Annotated in this window: 20 protein-coding genes; 10 read left to right on the top strand and 10 right to left on the bottom strand. The window is 59.8% G+C overall.

Annotation, left to right across the window (positions count from 1 at the left end):
* Positions 1–22: 22 nt before the first annotated feature.
* The 3 genes from HBN54_RS16330 to xerD form a co-directional block, all read right to left on the bottom strand.
* Positions 23–667, bottom strand: coding sequence for a LolA family protein (locus tag HBN54_RS16330; RefSeq protein WP_168674284.1), 645 nt, complete (start codon positions 665–667; stop codon positions 23–25).
* Between the two features lie 212 nt (positions 668–879).
* Positions 880–3,891 (bottom strand): FtsK/SpoIIIE family DNA translocase, encoded by a 3,012-nt coding sequence (locus HBN54_RS16325; RefSeq protein ID WP_168674283.1) that lies wholly within the window; start codon positions 3,889–3,891, stop codon positions 880–882.
* A gap of 235 nt (positions 3,892–4,126) precedes the next feature.
* Positions 4,127–5,026, bottom strand: coding sequence for a site-specific tyrosine recombinase XerD (gene xerD / locus HBN54_RS16320; RefSeq protein WP_168674282.1), 900 nt, complete (start codon positions 5,024–5,026; stop codon positions 4,127–4,129).
* Between the two features lie 47 nt (positions 5,027–5,073).
* On the opposite strand from xerD, the gene HBN54_RS16315 reads away from it, so the two are divergent.
* The 6 genes from HBN54_RS16315 to HBN54_RS16290 all read left to right on the top strand — a co-directional run bounded on the left by HBN54_RS16315 (position 5,074) and on the right by HBN54_RS16290 (position 9,275).
* Positions 5,074–5,433, top strand: coding sequence for a four helix bundle protein (locus HBN54_RS16315; RefSeq protein ID WP_168674281.1), 360 nt, complete (start codon positions 5,074–5,076; stop codon positions 5,431–5,433).
* A 44-nt stretch (positions 5,434–5,477) separates the two neighbouring features.
* Positions 5,478–5,924 (top strand): type II 3-dehydroquinate dehydratase, encoded by a 447-nt coding sequence (aroQ, locus tag HBN54_RS16310; RefSeq protein WP_168674280.1) that lies wholly within the window; start codon positions 5,478–5,480, stop codon positions 5,922–5,924.
* 248 nt (positions 5,925–6,172) lie between these two features.
* Positions 6,173–7,240, top strand: coding sequence for an aminotransferase class V-fold PLP-dependent enzyme (locus HBN54_RS16305; RefSeq protein WP_168674279.1), 1,068 nt, complete (start codon positions 6,173–6,175; stop codon positions 7,238–7,240).
* Positions 7,241–7,354: 114 nt separating this feature from the next.
* The gene (locus HBN54_RS16300) at positions 7,355–7,915 is read left to right on the top strand and encodes a MarC family protein (RefSeq protein WP_168674278.1); all 561 of its coding nucleotides are present in this window, start codon (positions 7,355–7,357) and stop codon (positions 7,913–7,915) included.
* 85 nt (positions 7,916–8,000) lie between these two features.
* Complete coding sequence (gene rnhA, locus HBN54_RS16295) at positions 8,001–8,471, top strand: ribonuclease HI (protein ID WP_168674277.1); 471 nt, start codon at positions 8,001–8,003, stop codon at positions 8,469–8,471.
* A gap of 57 nt (positions 8,472–8,528) precedes the next feature.
* On the top strand, positions 8,529–9,275 hold the full coding sequence (locus HBN54_RS16290) for a tRNA1(Val) (adenine(37)-N6)-methyltransferase (RefSeq protein ID WP_168674276.1): 747 nt from the start codon (positions 8,529–8,531) through the stop codon (positions 9,273–9,275).
* Positions 9,276–9,359: 84 nt separating this feature from the next.
* Here HBN54_RS16290 and HBN54_RS16285 read toward each other — a convergent pair whose 3' ends face one another.
* The 3 genes from HBN54_RS16285 to HBN54_RS16275 form a co-directional block, all read right to left on the bottom strand.
* A complete protein-coding gene (locus HBN54_RS16285; protein ID WP_168674275.1) occupies positions 9,360–10,052 on the bottom strand; it encodes an ATP-binding cassette domain-containing protein in 693 nt (230 codons plus the stop codon).
* A 45-nt stretch (positions 10,053–10,097) separates the two neighbouring features.
* Positions 10,098–11,051, bottom strand: coding sequence for a hypothetical protein (locus HBN54_RS16280; protein WP_168674274.1), 954 nt, complete (start codon positions 11,049–11,051; stop codon positions 10,098–10,100).
* A gap of 76 nt (positions 11,052–11,127) precedes the next feature.
* Complete coding sequence (locus HBN54_RS16275; protein ID WP_168674273.1) at positions 11,128–12,474, bottom strand: saccharopine dehydrogenase family protein; 1,347 nt, start codon at positions 12,472–12,474, stop codon at positions 11,128–11,130.
* A 324-nt stretch (positions 12,475–12,798) separates the two neighbouring features.
* Between HBN54_RS16275 and cdd the strand changes: the two genes are divergently transcribed.
* Complete coding sequence (cdd, locus tag HBN54_RS16270; RefSeq protein ID WP_168674272.1) at positions 12,799–13,299, top strand: cytidine deaminase; 501 nt, start codon at positions 12,799–12,801, stop codon at positions 13,297–13,299.
* A gap of 18 nt (positions 13,300–13,317) precedes the next feature.
* The gene (locus tag HBN54_RS16265) at positions 13,318–13,971 is read left to right on the top strand and encodes an alpha/beta hydrolase (protein ID WP_168674271.1); all 654 of its coding nucleotides are present in this window, start codon (positions 13,318–13,320) and stop codon (positions 13,969–13,971) included.
* Positions 13,972–14,030: 59 nt separating this feature from the next.
* Here HBN54_RS16265 and HBN54_RS16260 read toward each other — a convergent pair whose 3' ends face one another.
* The 4 genes from HBN54_RS16260 to HBN54_RS16245 all read right to left on the bottom strand — a co-directional run bounded on the left by HBN54_RS16260 (position 14,031) and on the right by HBN54_RS16245 (position 18,775).
* Entirely contained in the window at positions 14,031–14,777 is a 747-nt protein-coding gene (locus HBN54_RS16260; protein WP_168674270.1) for an SDR family NAD(P)-dependent oxidoreductase, read from the bottom strand.
* 88 nt (positions 14,778–14,865) lie between these two features.
* Complete coding sequence (porT, locus tag HBN54_RS16255) at positions 14,866–15,669, bottom strand: type IX secretion/gliding motility protein PorT/SprT (protein ID WP_168674269.1); 804 nt, start codon at positions 15,667–15,669, stop codon at positions 14,866–14,868.
* On the bottom strand, positions 15,618–16,346 hold the full coding sequence (gene ubiE / locus HBN54_RS16250) for a bifunctional demethylmenaquinone methyltransferase/2-methoxy-6-polyprenyl-1,4-benzoquinol methylase UbiE (RefSeq protein ID WP_168674268.1): 729 nt from the start codon (positions 16,344–16,346) through the stop codon (positions 15,618–15,620). Before ubiE ends, porT begins: the two co-directional genes overlap by 52 nt.
* A gap of 179 nt (positions 16,347–16,525) precedes the next feature.
* Positions 16,526–18,775 (bottom strand): OmpA family protein, encoded by a 2,250-nt coding sequence (locus tag HBN54_RS16245; protein ID WP_168674267.1) that lies wholly within the window; start codon positions 18,773–18,775, stop codon positions 16,526–16,528.
* A 435-nt stretch (positions 18,776–19,210) separates the two neighbouring features.
* Here HBN54_RS16245 and yihA point away from each other — a divergent pair, with 435 nt between their 5' ends.
* Positions 19,211–19,831 carry a ribosome biogenesis GTP-binding protein YihA/YsxC gene (gene yihA / locus HBN54_RS16240; RefSeq protein WP_168674266.1) on the top strand — a complete coding sequence of 207 codons (621 nt, stop codon included), beginning with the start codon at positions 19,211–19,213 and terminating at the stop codon, positions 19,829–19,831.
* A gap of 82 nt (positions 19,832–19,913) precedes the next feature.
* Entirely contained in the window at positions 19,914–20,372 is a 459-nt protein-coding gene (locus tag HBN54_RS16235) for an energy transducer TonB (protein ID WP_168674265.1), read from the top strand.
* Positions 20,373–20,441: the final 69 nt, after the last annotated feature.

Genomic DNA, 20,441 nt, shown 5'->3' with positions numbered 1-20,441 from the left:
TAAATTATGCTATTCCTAAAAACTAGCGCAGGTCTACCACCTTCACGCCTTTGTACTTGGCCTTGTCGAAGGCAAACGTACCAGCATCGGTGGGCGGGTTGGGCTTGAAGTTTCTGATGAGGAAAGTGTACTGGTTGCCGTTTTTCTTAAACATCTGCCAGCTTTTCACCGAAGCATCCTTCTTGCGCACCTTCAAACGTACTTTAAACACGTCATTCTGGCGGTTTTCAGGGGCCAGCTCAATCACGTCGAGCGGCTCACCGCCTTCGGTCACTTGCTGCACGTAAGTATACTTGTAACCCTTTTTATACATCGTATAAATCTGGGAAGGCGACATATCCTGCGAATCCGGGTCCGAATCGGAGATGTTCACCTCGTTTTCGTTCTTCAGATACGTCCAGGTCGTTTTACCATCGTTGATGACTTCCTGGCCGCTGATTTTGAGGCGGAATTTCTGGCCGCTCACCACGATATCGCCGTTGATGTTCTGCTTCACTTTGGCGCTGGGGTTTTCCAGCGTCTGAGTAAAGGTAGCCTGGAAGGCTTTCAGCGCCTGGTACTTGGCGCTCATCTGGTCGAGGATTTTACCGGCTTTGGGGTCCTGCTGGGCAGCGGCGGGCAGGGCCAGCGAAACCGCGAGAAGCAGGAAGGGGATTGATTTTTTCATTATAAATAGGGAGGTCAAGAAGCGCTTGTGCGGGGCTTGGAAAGCCTGATACGTGTTTCGTTTAACAAACGTCCGGCCAAAATCCCAATGAAGTGCCGATGAAGAGAAAAAAGTAGCGTAAGCTTCAGCTTGTGCACGAGCAGAACGAGTAAAATCGTTGAACGGCGCGGCCACCGATACTCGCTACGCTCGTGCACAAGCTAAAGCGTATGCTACTTCATGGAGTTCAGCAGTTGCTCCAGCTGGTACTCATCGGGAATGAGCACGTCGCGGGCCTTGCTACCCTCGAATGGACCCACGATGCCGGCGTGCTGGAGCTGGTCAATCAGGCGGCCGGCGCGGTTGTAGCCCAGCTTTAGTTTGCGCTGGAGCAGGCTGGTGCTGCCCTGCTGGTGCAGCACGATGCAGCGGGCCGCGTCCTCAAACATGGAGTCGCGCTCGGAGGGGTCCATTTCTTCGTTGCCGCTGCCGGCATCGCCGTCGGCACCCGCCACTTCGGGCAGCAGGTAGGCATCGGAGTAGCCCTGCTGCTCGCCGATGAAGTCGCAGACGCGGTCCACTTCCGGCGTATCGATGAAGGCGCACTGCACGCGAATCAGGTCCGACCCGGCCGAGAAGAGCATGTCGCCCTGGCCGATGAGCTGGTCGGCCCCGCCGGTGTCGAGAATGGTGCGTGAGTCAATCTTACTGGTCACCTTAAAGGAAATCCGGCAGGGGAAGTTGGCCTTGATGATGCCGGTAATCACGTTCACCGAGGGGCGCTGGGTGGCCACGATGAGGTGGATGCCGATGGCGCGGGCCAGCTGGGCGAGGCGCGCAATGGGCGTTTCCACTTCCTTGCCGGCCGTCATCATCAGGTCGGCCAGCTCGTCAATCACCAGCACGATGAAGGGCAGGAAGCGGTGGCCTTTCTTGGGGTTCAGGCGGCGCTCGATGAACTTGGCGTTGTACTCCTTCAGGTTGCGGCAGCCGGCTTCCTTGAGCAGGTCGTAGCGCCGGTCCATCTCCATGCACAGCGAATTGAGCGTGTTCACCACCTTTTTGGTGTCGGTGATGATGGCCTCGTCGGTATCGGGCAGCTTGGCCAGGTAGTGGCGCTCAATCTTGTTGAAGATGCTCAATTCCACCTTCTTGGGGTCGACGAGCACGAATTTGAGCGTGGCGGGGTGGCGCTTGTAGAGCAGCGAGGCCAGAATCACGTTCAACCCCACCGACTTGCCCTGGCCCGTGGCGCCGGCCATCAGCAAGTGGGGCATCTTGGCCAAATCGGCCACAAAAACCTCGTTGGTAATGGTGCGGCCAAAGGCAATGGGCAGGTCCATTTCGGTCTTAGCGAACTTTTCCGAACCCAGCACCGAGCGAATGCTCACCATCTCCTTCTTGGTGTTTGGCACCTCGATGCCAATGGTGCCCTTGCCGGGGATTGGCGCGATAATACGAATACCCAACGCGGCCAGGCTCAGAGCAATGTCGTCTTCCAGGGCCTTGATTTTGGAGATGCGCACGCCGGCCTCGGGCACAATCTCATAGAGCGTGACCGTGGGCCCGATGGTAGCCTTGATGCTGGCGATGCTGATGCCATAGTGGCCCAGCGTTTCCACGATGCGGTCCTTATTGGCTTCGAGTTCCTCCTTGGTTACCTGGGCTTTGGCGATGCCGTAGTCGTTGAGCAGCTCCAGCGTGGGGAACTGGAAGCGCGAGAGCTCCAACGTGGGGTCGTAGTTGCCAGCGGGCATGGCGTCGGGGTCCTCGTCCTCATCGGCCACGGCGGCGATGTCGGCCCCGGCGTTGGGGTCGAGGTCGTCGCGGCCGGGCGTCACGAGCTCCAGGTTTCTAGTCGCTGGTTTCTCGTTGCTGATTCGCATGGCTGGCAGCGGGGCGTCGCCATCGGCCAAATCAGCCAGCGAGAGCGGCGTGGGAATGGTGGAGGCAGGCACGCTCGGTGCCACGGACAATTCCTCCTCCGCCGTGGGCATTTCGATAGAAAACGACGGACCGGAAACAGCCAATGGCAGTGCGGCGGCGGCTGAGGCAGCCGAAGTAACCGCGCTAGTAGCGGCCACGACGGCCGGGGCAACCATCGCGCCGGCTACGGCCAGCGGCAGGCCCGCGCCGGGCCGAGGGGCCGGCTCGTATTCTTTTACGGGTGCCGAATCTGTTATCGTATTATCTTCATTATCAAGCTCTAGCGCTAGGGCGGCAGCCTGGGCACCGCCAGCGGCGACCGTGGCGGAGGACGTAACCGTAGCCTCCGGCGCGGCCGGGCGGGTTTTTAGGGTCATGGCCGGGGCGGCGGGCGCTACCGCGGCTACCGGCTGAGCGGTAGCAGCCTGCTCAGCGGCAATTTCGGCTTCCAGCTCGGCGTCCTCGTCGGCATCGTCCTCGGTGCTGAGGCTGCGGAAACGGCCCAGGTTGAGGCTGGTGACGTTGAAGAAGAACACCACGAACGAAATAAGGGCAAAGGCCAGCAGCAGCACCGTGCCCCAGCCAATGAGGCTATCGAGCCAGGAAGCGGCTTCGAAGCCCACGCCGCCGCACAGGAAATCGAGGCGATGGGCCAGCACGGGGTCGGCCCCCGGCGCAGCCAGCGATACCACTACGTAGCCCAGCAAAATGCTCAGCCAGGCCATGCTGAACAGGCCCAGCGCCAGCACGTAGCTCACCGAAACCGGCACGGTGCGGAACACAATCTTGTATCCCAGAAAAAACACGATGGGAATGAGGGCAAATGCCGCCACGCCAAACAGCTTGTAAATCAGCAGCTCGGCGGCCCAGGCCCCGAGCAGGCCCAGCCAGTTGTGCGACTCAGCCCCGGCTTCCTTTACCGGGATGGTGCTCATGGCGCCCACCACGCTCTGGTCGGCGTGACCGGTGAACAGGAAGGACGTGAAGGCAATGGTGAGGTAGAGGCTGCCCAGCAGCAGCCCGAAGCCCACGAAGAGGTGAAAGCGGCGGTCGCGCAGCAGGCTCAACAGGTTGCCCACGCCGGGCAGGGGGCCGCGCGGGGCGCGGGGCGGCCGGGCGGGTTTGGCCGCCGGGGCCTGGGCCGCCCGGGCGGCTTTGGGCACGTTGGCAGCAGCGGGGCGGGGCTGCGGACGAGCGGCAGGGGCGGCCTCGGGAGCCGGCGCGTTGGGGCGCGGCTCGTTGCGCCGGTTGGCTTTGGGCTCGTTCGGGCGGTTAGCCGAGGGGCCGGCGGGAGGGGTTTTATAACGATTATCGGCCATTCGACGGGTGCAGAAAGGTCAAATTTACACAATGTGGGCGGGATGTGGGAGAGGAATTAGGGCAGGTGGGCAGGAGGGTATGGGGGTGGGAAGGCAGGCGATTGTCATGCTGAACGAAGTGAAGCACCTTATCGCGTCCGAACAAGACGTTTCAATGTAAGAATGTGAGAAGTTCCTTCGCTGTGCTCAGGATGACAACGTCCCTCCTACCCTCACACCCTCCTACCCCACCCCATCAGCTGCGCGGATGAAACTCGGTAATCACCTGCCGCAGGAAGTCCCGGTCCAGGTGGGTGTAAATCTCGGTGGTGGTAATGCTGGCGTGGCCCAGCATCTCCTGCACGGCGCGCAGGTCGGCCCCGCCCTCAATCAGGTGCGTGGCGAAGGAATGGCGAAGGGTGTGCGGGCTGATAGTTTTGCGCAGGCCCGCCTGCTCGGCCAGCTTTTTGAGGGTGGTGAACACGGTGATGCGCGAGAGCGGCCGGCCACGCTGGCTCAGAAAGGCAAAATCCTCACTACCAGGCTTGATGTCGAGATGCCCGCGCACGCCACTGAGATAGAAATTGAGCTGCTTGAGGGCTTCGCCCCCCACGGGCACCAACCGCTCCTTGTTGCCCTTGCCCACCACTTTCATAAATCCCTCGTCGGCGTAGATATTGCTCAGGCGCAGGTCGCAGAGCTCGCTCACGCGCAGGCCGGATGAGTACAGCACTTCGAGCAGGGCGCGGGTGCGCAGGCCTTCGTCGGTGCTCAGGTCGATGGCGGCCAGGAGCTGCTCCACCTCGGGGTAGCTGAGGGTGTCGGGCAGGTGGCGGCCGGTTTTGGGGGCTTCGAGGGTGTCGGTAGGGTCAATTTTCAGCAGGTCCTCCATGATGAGGAAGCTGAAAAACGCCTTAAGGCCCGAGAGCGTGCGGGCCTGGGAGGTGGCGCTCAGGCCCAGGCCTTGCAGGGTGCTGAGGAATTCGCGCAGTACTTCGGTGCTTACCTGGGTGGGGCCAAGGTGCAGCTGCTGCATGATGAGAAACTGCTGGAGCTTGGTGATGTCGCGCACGTAGGCCTCCACCGAGTTGGGCGAGAGCGACTTTTCGAGGCGCAGGTAGCCGTCGAATTGTTTGAGGGCTTGGGGCCAGGTCATTTTTTTAATTATGAATTCGGAATTATGAATTATGAGTTATTTGCGGGATGAAGGAGAATGCTATTCAGCAGAAGTCGTACGCTTTTGCTTCGCGTATTATCAAAGCCTACAGATACCTCACAAGTGAGCAACGCGAGTTCGTGCTGTCGAAACAACTGCTTCGGAGTGGTACTTCCATCGGGGCCAATGTAGAAGAAGCACTAGCGGCAAGTTCTACGGCGGACTTCATCAATAAACTCCACATCGCTGCAAAGGAAGCGCGGGAAACTTCGTACTGGCTGCGCCTGCTACACGACAATGATTTTTTGCCGCCAGAAGCTTTTGATTCTATCCACGCTCATAACATCGAAATTAACAAGCTGCTGTCCAGTATTATCCTTTCAACAAAGTCAAATAAAACAGGGTAACTCCAACCCAATTCATAATTTCTAATTCATAATTCATAATTAAATTGGACATTCTCATTCTCAACGGCCCTAACCTCAACCTGCTCGGCCGCCGCGAGCCCGGCATATATGGCAACCGCTCGTTCGAAGACTTTTTTCCCGAGCTCGAAGAAGCCTTCCCGCAGCTGAAGCTCACGCAGTTCCAATCCAACCACGAAGGCGCAATTCTGGATAAGCTGCACGAAATCGGCTTCACGCACCACGGCATCGTGCTCAACGCCGGCGGCTACACACACACCAGCATCGCCCTGGCCGATGCCGTGGCCGCCATCAGCACGCCCGTGGTGGAAGTGCACCTGAGCAACCTGCACGCCCGCGAAGACTTCCGCCAGAAAAGCCTGTTTGGGCGGCATTGCGCGGGCAGCATCAGCGGCTTCGGGCTGGAAAGCTACCGGCTGGCCGTGCAGTGGTTCGTGAACCAGACGCCTAAGCGGGTCGGCTTTCGGGTTTAGATAGCTTCCAACCAGTCCAATCGGTGCTCCGCCGCACGGGCCGGCAGCGTATTTGGGATGCCGGACGCCCGGTTCGAAAGGGCAGGCAGAGTGTTTGCAGGGCCGGGCAATGGCTATTCGATGCACGGAAAGCCGGTGGCAAAACGTTGGGGGGCGCGAGCGCCGGTCCTAAAATCGTACTTTCGACGGTTGGCCCAGCCGCTACCTTTGCGGCGGCGGTGCCTCCTCTCCCTTAGCCTTGCTTTCCCATGTATACTTTCAATCCCGGGCCTTCGGCCGTATATCCCGCCGTTCGGCAATACCTCACCGATGCTTTTGACGAGGGCTGGCTCTCGGCTCCGCACCGCTCCGAAAAGGTGACCGCCCTGGTGCGCCAGACTGTAACCGACCTCAAAACCAAGCTCAACGTGCCGCAGGACTACACCGTCCTGTTCACCGGCTCGGCCACCGAGTGCTGGGAAATTCTGGCCCAGAGCCTCACCCCGCGTCGCTCGTTTCACATCTACAACGGCGACTTCGGCGAGAAGTGGTACAAGTACGCCAAAGCCATTCGGCCGGCCAGTACGGGCCTGAGCTTCGGGCTCGATGAGCTGCCCGACATCGCCAGCCTGCCCTTCGCCCCCGACGATACCGACCTGGTGTGCATCACCCAGAACGAAACCAGCACCGCCACCCAGCTCCGCGAAGGCTTCATCCTGAACCTGTACAACCGCCTCGGCGGGGCCCTGCTGGCCGTAGATGCCACCAGCTCGCTGGCTGGCCTGAACCTGAAGTACATCAAAGCCGACATCTGGTACGGCTCAGTGCAGAAGTGCTTCGGATTGCCCGCCGGGCTGGGCGTGATGATTTTGTCGCCCCGCGCCGTGGCCCAGGCCAAGCTGGTGAACGACCGCAGCCACTACAACGGCCTGCCCGCCATGCTGAGCCAGATGCTCAACCACCAAACCAACTATACGCCCAACGTGCTGGGCATCTACCTCCTGAGCCGCGTGCTGGCCGACCGCGAGCCCATCAAAACCGTGCACCAGCACCTCGCCGACCGCGCCGAAAAGCTCTACGCTTTCTTCGAGCAGGCCACCCCGCTCACGCCCCTCATCAACAACTACGAAACCCGCTCCACCACCGTCATCGGCCTGCGCGGCGATGCCGGATTGATTGATGAAATCAAAGCCAAAGCCCGGGAAGCCGGCCTGCAGCTGGGCAGCGGCTACGGCCCGCTCAAAAACACCACCATCCGCATCGCCAACTTCCCCGCCGTGCCCGATGCCGCCATGGAAGCCCTGGTGCAGTTTTTCGCCAAAGAGTACCCGGGTTAAGGGTTGAGTTTGTAGGGTTGAAGGTTGAGTTTCTGTGGTGAATGAATGATTCGCACAACTCAACCGGCCCTTTTTTAACTCAACATTCAACCCTCCAAACTCAACCCTCCACCAGTGCTCAATCTCCAGCAAATATTCTCCGTCACGCTCACGCTCTTCGCCGTGATTGACATTATCGGCTCCATTCCCATTATTATTCAGATTCGGCAGCGCGAGGGGCAGATTAAGGCTGAGCTGGCTACCATTGTGGCGGGCTGCCTGATGGTGGCCTTTCTCTTTTTGGGCCAGAGCATTCTGCATCTTTTTGGGGTCGATAACGAGAGCTTTGCGCTGGCCGGCGCGGTCATCATCTTCCTCATCGGACTTGAGATGATTCTCGGCGTCGAGCTTTTCAAATCCGACCTCACGGCCAGCACCGGCTCTATTGTGCCGCTGGCGTTTCCGCTCATCACCGGGGCCGGCACCATGACTACGCTGCTCTCGCTCCGCGCCGCCTACACGCTGCCCAACATCCTGGTCGGCATTATGCTCAACCTCGTGTTCGTGTACGCCGTGCTCAAAACCAGCCCCTGGATTGAGCGCAAGCTCGGCAAAGCCGGCGAAGACGTACTGCGCCGCGTGTTCGGCGTGATTCTGCTGGCCATTGCCATCAAGCTGTTTAAAGCCAATTTTTAGTGCTTGGTTGTTGGTGCCTAGTGCTTGGCTGGTTCTCTCAGGCATCCCGTACCAAGCACCAAAAACCAAGCACCAAGCACCAATTATGATTCACCTGTACACCGACGGCTCAGCCCGCGGCAACCCCGGCCCGGGCGGCTACGGCGCCATTCTGCGCTACGGCCCGCACGAAAAGGAGCTCACCCAGGGCTTCCGCCACACCACCAACAACCGCATGGAGCTGCTGGCCGTGATAGTCGGCCTCGAAGCCGTGACCCGCCCCGACCTGCCCATCCGCGTCGTCTCCGACTCCAAATACGTGGTCGATTCCGTGGAAAAAAAGTGGGTTTTCGGCTGGGAGAAAAAGGCCGATTTCGGCAAAAAAGCCAACGAGGACCTGTGGCGGCGCTTCCTACGCATCTACAAGCAGCGCAAAGTCACCTTCCACTGGATAAAAGGCCACGCCGGCCACGCCGAAAACGAGCGCTGCGACGTGCTGGCCGTGCAAAGCGCGCTGGGCAAAGGCTTGCTGGTGGATGAAGGGTATGAGAAAGGAGTTTTGAATGCTGGGGGTTGAATGTTGAGTTAAAAAGTATCATTCAACCCTCAACATTTAGAAATCAACACTTCCAAGTTGCCCAACGACTACTTCCAGTTCCAGCAGTTCCGCATCGAGCAAAGCGCCTGCGCCATGAAGGTGAGCACCGATGCCTGCCTGCTCGGCGCGGCCGCCGACCTCACTGGGGCCATGCGCCTGCTCGATATCGGCACGGGCACCGGCCTGCTGACCCTCATGGCCGCCCAGCGCCACGCCACCGTCGAAATCGAAGCGGTGGAGATTGATGCCGCCGCCGCCGCGCAGGCAGCGGCCAATGCGGCAGCCAGCCCGTGGGCCGGGCGCATTCGGGTGCGAGCGCTGAGCCTGGCTGAGTACGCGGCCATGGCTCCCGCCCCGTTGGCTGACGCCGACCTTCGGTTCAGCCACATTATCTGTAATCCGCCGTTTTTTCGGCAGTCGTTGCGCTCGCCCAATGCAGCGCGCACTACCGCGCGCCACGAAGATGCCGGGTCACTTTCCTTTGCAGCATTAGCGGCTTTCGCAGCCGATTTTCTGGCCGTGTCTGGTTTGCTCACCGTGCTCCTGCCACCACCCGAGATGCGGGCATTTGAAGCCGTTGCGGCGCAAGTCGGACTATATCCGGCCTCGCGGCTGGTGGTACGGCATCGGCCCGGCAGCCGGCCACTGCGGCACATCACGGGTTTTAGGCTAGGAGCATCGGTAACACACGAAACCGAACTGACGATTCGGACAGAGGAGAATGAGGCAGAATATTCGGCCACGTTTCAAGCACTGCTGGCCGGGTTTTACCTGGCGCTTTAGCCCCTTGTAGCACATGCTTCAGCTTGTGCGGCGCTGAACGACCATTCCCATACTAGCACAAGCTAAAGCATGTGCTACAACGGGCTACACCAGCCCCGCCAACAGGCCCAGCTTCTCGCGGTGCAGGCTATCGAGCAGGTCGGCCTCCAGCGTCCCGAATTCAGCTGCCAGATAATGGCGCTGTACGCGCCCATCCACCAGCACCGAGATTTCATTGCAGGTTTCGGTGAGCGCGCCCAGAATGTGCGATGTGAGCAGAATGCCCGTGCCCCGGTCGCGCAGCCGCTTCAGGATTTCCTTCAGCAGCAGGTTGGCCTCCAGGTCGAGGCCGTTGAAGGGCTCATCGAGAATGAGGTAGTTGAACTGCTGCACCAGCAGGGCAAGCAGGGCCAGCTTCTTGCGCATGCCGGCCGAGTATTCGTCGGCGTACTGGTCGAGGGGCAGCTCCAGCAGCTGGTTCCAGCCGGCGAAATCCACAAGGGGGCGGCCCCGGGCCTGCAGGCAGAATTCCAGGTACTCGCGCCCGGTGAGGCGCGGATAGAAATACGGCTCGTAGGGCAGCAGCCCACAATGCTCGCGCACAGCCGTCCCGGCCGTATCGCGGATGGTACCGGCAAAGTCGTTTTCCAGCCCATAAAGGCAATTGATAAGCGTGGTCTTTCCCGCGCCATTGGCTCCTACCAGCCCGTGAATAGTGCCGGAAAGCAGGTTCAGGCTCACATCGTGCAGCACGGTATGCGGGCCGTAGGCCTTGCGCAGATTAAGAATTTCGAGCATTCTATAATTCAGTTAAAAGTTGAAGTTGGAATGAATTTTTAACTTTTAACTCTCAACTTTTAACTCCCGATTCCCTTCCCCCAACACTGCCCGCAGCCGCCGCTGGCTCTGCCAGATTAAGCCGCCCACCGCTACCAGCAGCAGCACCGGATACACCGGATGAGCCATCAGGGTGAGCGCTACGCCCACCACCAGCGCCTGCGTGGTGCGGATGTGCACGGCGTTGGGGTAGAACGCATACTTGGTAAGAATGAGCAGCGCCACCAGCGCCAGCCAGAACGCGGCCACGACCACTGCCCCACCCCTACCGGCCGGCCCCGCTGCCAGCAGCCAGAAAAAAGGGGCGGCCGAGAGTGCCGCGTAGCCCACGCCCAGCCCCAGCCGCCGCCGCAGAAACTGCTTTGGCGTGCGCGCCGCCAGCACCAGCATAGTCACCGGTTCAGGAGTGCCGTAGCAGGCCAGCAAAATAAATAGCCACACCACCAAGGCCACGCCCGGCCCCAGCGGCGATGGATATTGCCAAACTGCCCCGGCCAGCAGCACCGGCCACACCCACAGCCCGCCGGCCCGCAGCCCGCTCACCCATTCAAACGCCTCGCTCCGAAACAGGCTACGGGCGCGGTGCCGCACGCGCTGGCTTTCGCGGCGCGCGGGCAGCCACGCCGCCAGGCCGGGCAGGGCCAGCGTGAGCAGGGCCGCACCCCAGTCATGAAAGCTGGCCAGGGCCACTGCGACGGGCAGTGCCACCAGCAGATATTCCACGGCCAGCCAGCGCCGGAAGCGCGGCGCGCTGGTGTCCAGAAAACGCAAATCGGCCCGCTGCCGATGGGCCGATGCCAGCAGCAGGAAAGTCAAAAAAGGCACCGCCCATTGGCCCGCCGGGTGCGTGCCGGCCAGCACCAGCCCACGGCCCACGGCTGCCAGCAGCACCGGGGCCAGCAGCGCCAGCCGCAGCCAGCCAACTTCGCGTAGCAGCCGGAGCAGCAGTGTCAGGCGCATTTTCAAATAAGCCCCGAGTGCCTTCATGCCGCCCCCCAACGCCCTATTACAGCCGCGTATTGTCCGGCCGTTTTCACTATGCTTCTTCTTCGTCGAAGCGGATGCCGTAATCGGCGGCCAGCTCGTCCAGAATGGGCTCGTATAAGCCGGCTCCCACCGGAATCAGCACGCCACGCTGGGGCACTTCGCCGCGCAGCAGGCGGCGCACGGCCATGCCCAGGGGCAGGCCCACGGTTTTGGCCATGCCGGTGTGGGTGGCGTCGTCGCCCTCCACCGCCAGCGACGACGTGAGGCGGTGCGTGGTGCCGTTCAACTCAAACTCGAAAAGGTGCTGCATCACAATCAGGTCCTTGTCGTGAGGTTGTAGCTGCCACTTTTCGGCCAGCAGGCGCTCCAGCAATTGGGCCGGCGTGGCGTGAGCATGGCCCACGGGCCGGTCCGAAAAGAGGTCCAGCCAGTGCAGGCGGGCCATTTCGTCGCCGGTGGGGTTCAGGCCGAGGTAGGTGGCCACCCGCGCCGCCAGGTCGAGGTGCGGGATGAGTGATATGGGTAGATAAGCCTCCACCAGCTCAGCCCAGGTCATGGTGGCGGGGTTGTCGAGGTTCACCGAGTCATCGGTCAGGCCGAGGCGCACGAGGGCTTGCCAGGCGGCGCAGTAGCCCGGCCGCCGCAGCGTCCCGCGCAGGATGGTCGGAATATCCTCCAGCCCATACGACGCACGGTAGCTCAGCGAATCCCGGTTGGCGTAGCCTTCAAACTCGCCGTATTCGGGCAATGTCAACGTCTCAATCCGACTAAAAAGCTGCTGGTATGGGATGAAGCGCGGCAACCCGTTCTCCAGAAATTTAGCCGTGCCCTGGCCCGCCAGCACCACGTTGCGCGGGTTCCAGGTGAACTTGTATTTCCAGGGATTATCGCCTTCCGCTGCCGGAGCCAGCAGCCCCCCGCAGTAGCTCTTGAAGCTCGTAATGACTCCGCCCCGCTTCCGGATATGCGCAATGGCCCGCATCGCCGACATATGGTCGAGGCCCGGGTCCAGGCCGCACTCCATGAGCAGCGTCACGCCGGCTGCCTCCGCCTCGTCGTGCAGCGCCCGAATCTCGGGGCTCACGTAGCTGGCCGTGGCCAGGTGGCGGCCCTGGCGCACGCAGGCCCGCGCCACCACTGGGTGCAGGGCGGCCGGCAGCATCGAAATCACGGCATCGGCCTGGCTCACCAGCTCCTCCAGCTGGGCCTCATCGGCCAGGTCGAAAGGCACGGCGCGGGCGTACTCGGTGTGAGCCGCCAGCACCGGAACCAGATGCGCCGGGTTCACATCGGCTACGGTCAGATACCAGTTTTCGGTAGGCGCGTGGCGCAATAAGTACTGGATAAGGGACGAGGCCGAGCGGCCGGCCCCGAGGAGCAAAAGGCGGGAAGTCATGCGGCAAAAGTAGAACGCTGCGCTTAATGAGGGATGAGGCATTGCCGCTGGCAGCAGTTTAGCGCGCAGCGCGTAACTGCTGGCTAACCCGTAACGCGAGTTTGCAACTCGCTGCCGCAAAGCGGCAATCCCGGTAAGCGAGTCGCAGACTAGCATCACCAATCAGCCAGCAGTTACGCGCTGCGCGCTAAACTGCAGCCAACGGCAAGTGCGGCCCGCAACCACGCCAAATCAGAATTTATAAAAAAGCTATTCCGTTTCTTAAATTATTCCTTCCTCATTAAGCCCAACGTATTACCTTCGCCGCCCCCTAATCCCATCCACATGGCCCGCAATTCCCGCCAGCAGCTTATTACCTTCGAAGAGCTGGACGCCGCTACCGACCTCACCCCCGCCGAGCAAACTACCTGGCAGGCCGCCCGCGATGCCACCACGCATGCCTACGCGCCTTATTCCGGCTTCCACGTTGGGGCCGCGCTGCTCCTCGCCGATGGCACTATTTTCAAGGGCACCAATCAGGAAAATGCTGCCTATCCCTCCGGCCTGTGCGCCGAGCGCACGGCCTTGTTTGGCCTCGCCGCCGCGCAGCCCGGCCACGCGCCCATCGTGGGCATGGCCGTGGCTGCCCGCCCCAATCACGGCGATTTTGGCCCCGCCATGCCCTGCGGGGCCTGCCGCCAGGTGATGCTGGAATACGAAACGCGCCAGGGCCAGCCCATTCCGCTGCTGCTCCCCAGTCGCGATGGCACCATTCTGCGCTTCAGCGCCCTCAGCGCCCTCATGCCCTTCTGCTTCTCGGCCGATGACCTGCCGCCCGCCGGGTAGCCGGCCCCCTCGGTTTTTATGGAGCACCACCTCACCGTTGCCCGCACGGCCCGCTACCAGCAGCTGGGCGAATTATCGGCCCAAACGCGCCGTGTGTGGTTTGTCTGCCACGGCTACGGGCAGCTGGCCGCGTACTTTATCCGGCACTTTGCTTTTTTAGTCGAAGCCGACCCCACCACCGTCATCATCGCCCCCGAAGGCCTCTCCCGCTTTTACCTCAGCGGCAACGGCGGCCGCGTGGGTGCCAGCTGGATGACCCGCGACGACCGCCTGCACGAAATCGACGACCACGTCAATTTCCTCAACCAGCTGGCTGCAGTCGTGCTACCGCAGTGCCCGCCCGATGTGCAAGTCACCGTGTTGGGCTTTTCGCAGGGTACCGCCACGGTCAGCCGCTGGCTGACGCACGCGCGTTTCAGGCCCGCTCACCTTGTCCTATGGGCCGGCAGCTTTCCCGATGATATAGATGCCACCGTGGCACAAAGCCTCCTGCACGCCCTTAGGCTAACCATTGTTATCGGTTCTGATGACGAATACATCACCCTCACCCAGGCAGAACAGCAGTTCCAATATCTTGAACAATTCGCCGCTTTGACGCACCTCGTCACTTTCCCCGGCAAACACGAATTGAACCGCGCCATCCTGGAAAAGCTGGCTGTTTCAGAGCAATAAAAAAAGCCCCGCTAGCTACGCTTTAAAGCAGCCAGCGGGGCTTTTTTATTCCAAGCCGATTACTTCCGGTTAATCGTGGTGGCCGCGCCCTGCGCGCCAGCCAGCACCAGCACTTCGGCAATGGTTACGTGCGGCGGGCGCGTCACCATAAACACAATCACCTCGGCAATATCCTCGGGCTTCAGCGGCTCAAACCCTTCGTACACTTTGGCTGCCCGCGCCTCATCGCCCTTGAAGCGCACCTGCGAGAACTCGGTTTCCACGGCTCCGGGGTTCACCTCGGCTACCCGCACACCGGTGGGCAGGAGGTCGAGGCGCATAGTTTTGGTGAGCATCTGCACGGCGGCCTTGGTGGCGCAATACACGTTGCCGTTGGCATACGCTTCCTGCCCGGCAATGGAGCCAATGTTCAGGATGAAGCCTGTTTGGCGGGCCGTCATGCCCGGCAGCAGGGCGTGGGTCACGTTCAGCAGGCCGCGTACGTTGGAATCCAGCATTTGGTCCCAGTCGGCCGGGTCGCCGGCCTGAATGGGATTCAGGCCGTGCGCGCCACCGGCATTATTCACCAGCACATCGGGAGCACGCAGTGCCTCGGGCAAGGTGGCCACGGCCGCATCCACCGCCGCCCGGTCGCGCACGTCGAACGTGAGCACGTGCACCGGCACGGGGGCCAGCTCTGCCACCAGCTCATCCAGCCGCTCACGGCGCCGCCCGGTCACCACCAGTTGGTAGCCGGCCTTGGCCAGCGCCACGGCCGTAGCCCGGCCAATGCCCGACGATGCGCCGGTTACGAAAGCAGTTTTCATTTTGTTGAAATAAGAAATCGGTATTAAGAAACCAGCAGTCGGACATATTTATCCAACTGCCGGCTCCCCAATACCGACTACTGAAAGATTAGTTTTGAATATTGATGTACAGCGTCACCGAATTGGTGCTCATGTACTGCAAGCTGTTGCTGAACACATCGTTGTGCCCTACCAGCAGGTTTTTCAGGCCGTGCGAAAACCGCAGCTCCGGCGCCAGCTTAAACAGCGGGTAGAACAGGTCCAGGCCCACGCCATACTCCAGCGTCAGGTCGCTGTTGAGCGCCTGCAGTTGGTTGCGCAACGGGTCGCTGCGGCGGTTGCTGGCCGTGATGCTCGGGCTGATACCGGCAATCATATACATCCGCGCATTGCGCCGCCGGTCCGACTGATATTTAATCAGCAGCGGAAACTGCACCACCGTCGAGGTCACTTCCTGCGTCACAATGGAGTCCGGCACCGGGTAGTTGCGCGGCGTGAATTCCACCTTCCGCGTCAGGAAATTTACCCCGGGCGCAAAGCGAAAAATAAACGGTGAGCGGGGCCCGCCAAGCCGCGCATCGCCAATAAAACCTACCCCCAGACTCGGGCTGTAGATGGAATTGGCCGTCACGTACTGGCTGGAGATGTAATTGCTCGATTGCTCAATCACAAACCGCGAAGCCGAGCCGCTGATGTACATACCCGGGTGAAACCACCGGTCATCGTAGCCCGGCAGGTTCTGCACCGTGATGGATTTAATAGTGCCGTTTTTGCCCCGGTTGGCCCGCGACTGAGCTTTGCGCTGTGCCATTGCGGCCGTGGGCAGCAGCAGCGCCAGCAAGCCCAGCAGCAGCAGGCGCTTTACTTCTGCGCGGTGTAAATGGAGCTTATTCCGAAGGTGAGTGGTTGCCATGCAGGTTCTTTGAAGCCGACCTTAGCGAGAATAGCCAGGAAATCGGGACCGTCGGGGAAGGCCTGCACCGAGGCCGGCAGATAGGTATACGCCGACTGGTCTTTGGAAATCATCTTGCCAAAGACCGGCAGTACCCGACTAAAATAAAAATTATACGCTTGCTTAAAGGGAAAAGCGCTGGGCTTGCTGAATTCCAGGATAACAAGCTTACCCCCCGGCCGCAGTACCCGCCACATTTCGGAAAGACCGGCTTCGAGATGCGCAAAGTTGCGCACCCCAAAAGAGGCCGTCACCGCGTCAAACTCACCGTCTTCAAACGGCAGGTTCTCCGAGTCGCCCAACTCCAGCTGAATGCGGTGGCCCAGGCCTTTGGCGGCCAGCTTGCGCCGTCCCACCTCCAGCATCCCTTCCGAGATGTCAACGCCCGTTATCCGGGCATCGGGGGCGGCGGCCCGCAGGGTTTCAATGGCGAAATCGGCAGTACCGGTCGCAATATCCAGAATGCGGGCCGGGCGCAGGGCTTTCAACTCATCTACCGCTTTGCGCCGCCAGTAAATGTCGGTGCCTGCGCTTAGAAAATGATTGAGAAAATCGTACTTGCCCGCGATGGAGTTAAACATCTGGGCAACCTGCGATTTCTTATCGGCGGAATTGTCTTTGTAGGGTACGACGGCCATGTGCGGGCGCAAAGAACGTTAATGAAGCGGGAAAATTGTTCTCCCCCAACGCCCAATCGGGCTGGTTTGTTAGCGGGCAACCCCATAAAAGAATGGCAGCGCCCCCGAACGCGTGATAATAAAAAGCGGGCCGGACAAACTGCCCGGCCCGCTTCCCAATTTAATTGCCTGAACAATAATTAGTTCTTGGCTTTCACTTTGGTTTTTTCGCCGTTGGCGTCTTTGGCTTTGGCATCGAGCTCACCGTTTTTGGTCACGGTCTTCGACTTCTCACCAGCGCTACCTTTGGTTTTAACCTTCACTTTGTCCGAATCCTCGTCCACCTTGGTCTTCACCTTGGTGCCATCAGCCAGTTTTACCTTGCTCTTGCCGGGGCTCAGCGGAACAGCTGTTGTGGTCGTAGTGGTCGTGGAACCGCTCATGCCAGTGCCGGTAGCGCTGGTTGGAGCCGTCATGGTCGGCATGGTTTCGCCTTCCTTCAGCACCACTTTGAACTCATCGCGGCGGTTAAGCTGCATGTTCTCAGGCGAATCGTTCGGCGCGGCCGGACGACGCTCGCCGTAGCTCACGGTCGTCATGCGAGCCTCAGCAATGCCCTGCTTCTTCAGGTAGTTGAAGGCGGCGTTGGCGCGGTTCTGGCCGAGTACCATGTTGTACTCGTCGGTGTTACGCGAGTCGCAATGGCCTTCTACCGAGATGTTGATGCCGGGGTTAGCCGTCAGCACCTGGCTGATTTCCTTCAGGGTCGTAATCGACTCCGGACGCAGCTTGTACTTGTCGGTATCGAAGTAGATGTTCTTGGTAGCGAAGAGGCCAGTCGCCGTCGTATCTACGTAGTTGATGTAGAAGTTCTTCGTGATGGTCGTCGAGTCGTTCGTCGAAACCGGCACGGCAAACTCCTGCGTCTCAATCGGCTTACCATCCTTGCTAACGGCTACCTGGTAGGTACGGCCCGAAAGCACGGCCACCTGGTAAGCACCATCGGGCTTGGTCACGTCGCGGAAGCTCAAAGCCGTTTTGTCAGCCTGCGAACCACTAAACACCAGCTCCACACCCGGAATTACCGTGGTGCTGTCTTTCGACGAGAACACCTTACCAACGATGTTGGCGTTCTTGATGTAATTGATGGTGTAGATGTCCTTCTCACCGTAGCCGCCAATGCGGTACGAGCTCAGGTAAGCATACGAGCCATCGGGACTCAGGCGGTAGTAGGAGTCATCGTCCGGCGTGTTCACGGGGTAGCCCATGTTCTGGGCCGGGCCCCACTTGCGGCCAGCTTCGTCGTAGTCCGACTTGAAAATGTCGTAGCCGCCCATGGTGTTGTGGCCGCGCGACGAGAAGTATAGCGTCTTGCCGTCCTTGCTCAGGTAGGGGCTGTCGTCGTCGTACTTGGTGTTGATGTTGGCACCCAGTGAACGGGCCGTACCCCAGTCCGAACCCGTCGAAGTGCGGGTCGAGGTGTACAGGTCCAGCGTACCATCTTCCGAGTATTTGCCGGTCGAGAAGTAGATGGTCAGGCCGTCGGGCGTGATGAAGGCATCCGACTCGAACGCTTTCGAGTTGATGTTGCCATCCAGGGACTTAGGAGCCGTCCAGTCGCCGCCGCTTTTGTCAGTTACGAAGATGTCGCCGTTGTTATCGTTACGGTACATCAACATCTTGGTATCGTTGTCGAATAGCTGGATGGAGGCATCGTGGCCTTTACCGTTCAGCACGCCGCTCAGCGAGCGGGGCTTCTGCCAGTTCTCGTCATCCACGCGGGTTGCTTCGAAGATATCTTCGTAGTACTCACCGTCGGCGGCAACACTTTTATTTTTCTTGTCGCTCACGCTGCCGGTAGCACCGGTCACGTTCTCACCCCGCGAGGTGAAAATGAGCATCTTGTTATCCGACGAAATTACGGGGCTGTGCTCCGAGAACTGCGTGTTGATGGTGGGACCCAGGTTCTTCACGAAGATGTCCTTGGGCGAGTTGAACTGCACCTTGGCATTCTTGCTGTGCTGAATGAGCTGTGCCAGCTCTTCTTTGCGCTGGTCGTTCTTCTTCAGGGTAGCATTGTAGGCCTGAAAGTGGGCCACGGCCTCGTCGAAGTTGTAGTTGAGGTGGTCAACCCGGCCGAGCCAGTATTCCACGTCTTTCGAAACTTTCGGCTTCAGCTTCTGCGCTTTGTAGATGTAGTCGCTGGCCTTTTCCTTGTCGAAAGACATGTAGGAAATGCCGGCGTTGAACAGCGCTTTGGCGTTGTTCGGGTCTTTGGCCAATACCTTTTCGTAGTATGGAAGGGCAGCGCGGTAGTTTTCCTGCTCGAAGAACTTGTTGCCGGTTTTAAGGTCCTTACGCGTGCTTTGCGCCTGTGCCGGGGAGGCAATTGCGGCGGTGAGGGCAACGGCGCACGACGCTTGCAGTAACCTTCTGGATAAGTTGTCCATTTGAGGAGAGATTTGAAAAAAAGAAATTTCTGAAGGGATTGTAAGGGAAGGGTGCGCCGCCGGAGCAGCCGCAGAAAACTATATTTTGGGCTTATACTGAAAAACCGCGATAGGGTTAGGCTTTAATGCGCTTTTGCGCAGAAGGTAACCGACTATTGGGACGAAAAGCCCACACGAAGACACGCCATGGCAAAGCCAACGACGGGCAAAGATAGGCTGTTTGGTTGCGAAATGCGGTTTTAGGCAAAATTTCGGCCATTCAGGTGTGGTCGAGTTCGGCGGCAGTGGCTGGCTGGTTTGGCTGGCATGCCGCGCAAATATAGAAGCACCAATGAAATAGCCATCCATTGACGCATTTTTATTTATTCGGCGTCAGGTAGCATTCCGGCGTAATTTTACAGCTTGTTAATTCCCCGTTTATTCTCCGCCTTATCTATGGTTATTCACGACGCGCGCTTTCTAATGAGTAATTCGCGGGCCGACTTATGCCCCGCTCCTACGCTGCCCGAATACGCTTTTATCGGCCGCTCCAACGTGGGAAAATCGTCGCTTATTAATATGCTGACGGAGCGCAAGGCGCTGGCCAAAACGTCGTCCTCGCCGGGCAAGACGCAATTAATTAATCATTTCGTCATCAACGACAACTGGTTTCTGGTCGATTTGCCGGGCTACGGCTACGCCAAGGTGAGCAAGACTTCGCGGGCCGAATGGGCCAAGATGATTAATTACTACCTGCGCAACCGGGCCAACCTGATGTGCGTGTGTGTGCTGATTGACTCGCGCCACGCGCCGCAGGCCGCCGATTTGGAATTCATGGAAAAGCTGGGCGAAGAGGGCATTCCCTTCGTGATGATTTTCACGAAAGCCGACAAGCAGTCGACGGCCCAGACCAAGGCCCTGCTGACCGAGTACCTGCGCAAGATGAGCGAAATCTGGGACGAGCTGCCGCGCTACTTCCTGACCTCGGCCGAGACCGGCCTGGGCCGCGACGAAGTGCTGAATTTTATTACCGACGTGAACGAGCAATGGGTGGCCGATGCCGCCGCCAATGCGTAGATTGGCCCCGAAATTGCCAACCACCCACTGGCCCGCATGGGCTGCATTTTCCTCCTGTTTTCCTCCGCCCTTTATTTACATCATGACCAAAAATATTTCCATTCCGCAGCTTGCCTTGGGCTTGCTGCTGCTGGCCGCCGCGCCGGCCGCCGCCCAAACCACTCCCAATACGGCGCCGCCCAAGTCGCAGGCCGAGAAGGGCACGGGCATTGGGTCGGCCGGCAAGGTGATTCCGGTGGCTGAATACTACGAAGGTGGCCAGGTAGCCATGTACGACTTCATTGGCAAGGAGCTGAAGTACCCACTAATGGCTAAGCGCAACCGCATTCAGGGCCAGTGCATTGTGAGCTTCACGCTGAACCCGGACGGCACCATGTCGGGGGTGAAGCTGGTGAAGCAGGTGGGCGGCGGCACGGGCGAAGAGGCCCTGCGCGTGGTGCGCCTGCTGAAGTTCAAGGCCCCGGAATATCCAATTCTGACCAGCCTGCCCATCGTGTTCAAGCTCGGCGTGACGGGCTCGAACGCGACGGAAGGACAATAATCCGTAGTTTTGCCCTGAAGAAGGAGGAATGAGGAATGAAGCTGGTGAAATGGCCCAACGGCGTTTCTT

The sequence above is a fragment of the Hymenobacter artigasi genome, assembly GCF_012275535.1.
Lineage (GTDB): Bacteria > Bacteroidota > Bacteroidia > Cytophagales > Hymenobacteraceae > Hymenobacter > Hymenobacter artigasi.
This window is presented reverse-complemented; position numbering and strand designations above follow the sequence as displayed.

What these genes read in the sequence shown, in the direction of transcription:
- HBN54_RS16330 (WP_168674284.1), bottom strand. Translation starts at nt 667, where the DNA reads ATGAAAAAATCAATCCCCTTCCTGCTTCTCGCGGTTTCGCTGGCCCTG.
- HBN54_RS16325 (WP_168674283.1), bottom strand. Translation starts at nt 3,891, where the DNA reads ATGGCCGATAATCGTTATAAAACCCCTCCCGCCGGCCCCTCGGCTAAC.
- xerD (WP_168674282.1), bottom strand. Translation starts at nt 5,026, where the DNA reads ATGACCTGGCCCCAAGCCCTCAAACAATTCGACGGCTACCTGCGCCTC.
- HBN54_RS16315 (WP_168674281.1), top strand. Translation starts at nt 5,074, where the DNA reads ATGAAGGAGAATGCTATTCAGCAGAAGTCGTACGCTTTTGCTTCGCGT.
- HBN54_RS16305 (WP_168674279.1), top strand. Translation starts at nt 6,173, where the DNA reads ATGTATACTTTCAATCCCGGGCCTTCGGCCGTATATCCCGCCGTTCGG.
- rnhA (WP_168674277.1), top strand. Translation starts at nt 8,001, where the DNA reads ATGATTCACCTGTACACCGACGGCTCAGCCCGCGGCAACCCCGGCCCG.
- HBN54_RS16285 (WP_168674275.1), bottom strand. Translation starts at nt 10,052, where the DNA reads ATGCTCGAAATTCTTAATCTGCGCAAGGCCTACGGCCCGCATACCGTG.
- HBN54_RS16280 (WP_168674274.1), bottom strand. Translation starts at nt 11,051, where the DNA reads ATGCGCCTGACACTGCTGCTCCGGCTGCTACGCGAAGTTGGCTGGCTG.
- HBN54_RS16275 (WP_168674273.1), bottom strand. Translation starts at nt 12,474, where the DNA reads ATGACTTCCCGCCTTTTGCTCCTCGGGGCCGGCCGCTCGGCCTCGTCC.
- cdd (WP_168674272.1), top strand. Translation starts at nt 12,799, where the DNA reads ATGGCCCGCAATTCCCGCCAGCAGCTTATTACCTTCGAAGAGCTGGAC.
- HBN54_RS16265 (WP_168674271.1), top strand. Translation starts at nt 13,318, where the DNA reads ATGGAGCACCACCTCACCGTTGCCCGCACGGCCCGCTACCAGCAGCTG.
- HBN54_RS16260 (WP_168674270.1), bottom strand. Translation starts at nt 14,777, where the DNA reads ATGAAAACTGCTTTCGTAACCGGCGCATCGTCGGGCATTGGCCGGGCT.
- porT (WP_168674269.1), bottom strand. Translation starts at nt 15,669, where the DNA reads ATGGCAACCACTCACCTTCGGAATAAGCTCCATTTACACCGCGCAGAA.
- ubiE (WP_168674268.1), bottom strand. Translation starts at nt 16,346, where the DNA reads ATGGCCGTCGTACCCTACAAAGACAATTCCGCCGATAAGAAATCGCAG.
- HBN54_RS16245 (WP_168674267.1), bottom strand. Translation starts at nt 18,775, where the DNA reads ATGGACAACTTATCCAGAAGGTTACTGCAAGCGTCGTGCGCCGTTGCC.
- yihA (WP_168674266.1), top strand. Translation starts at nt 19,211, where the DNA reads ATGGTTATTCACGACGCGCGCTTTCTAATGAGTAATTCGCGGGCCGAC.
- HBN54_RS16235 (WP_168674265.1), top strand. Translation starts at nt 19,914, where the DNA reads ATGACCAAAAATATTTCCATTCCGCAGCTTGCCTTGGGCTTGCTGCTG.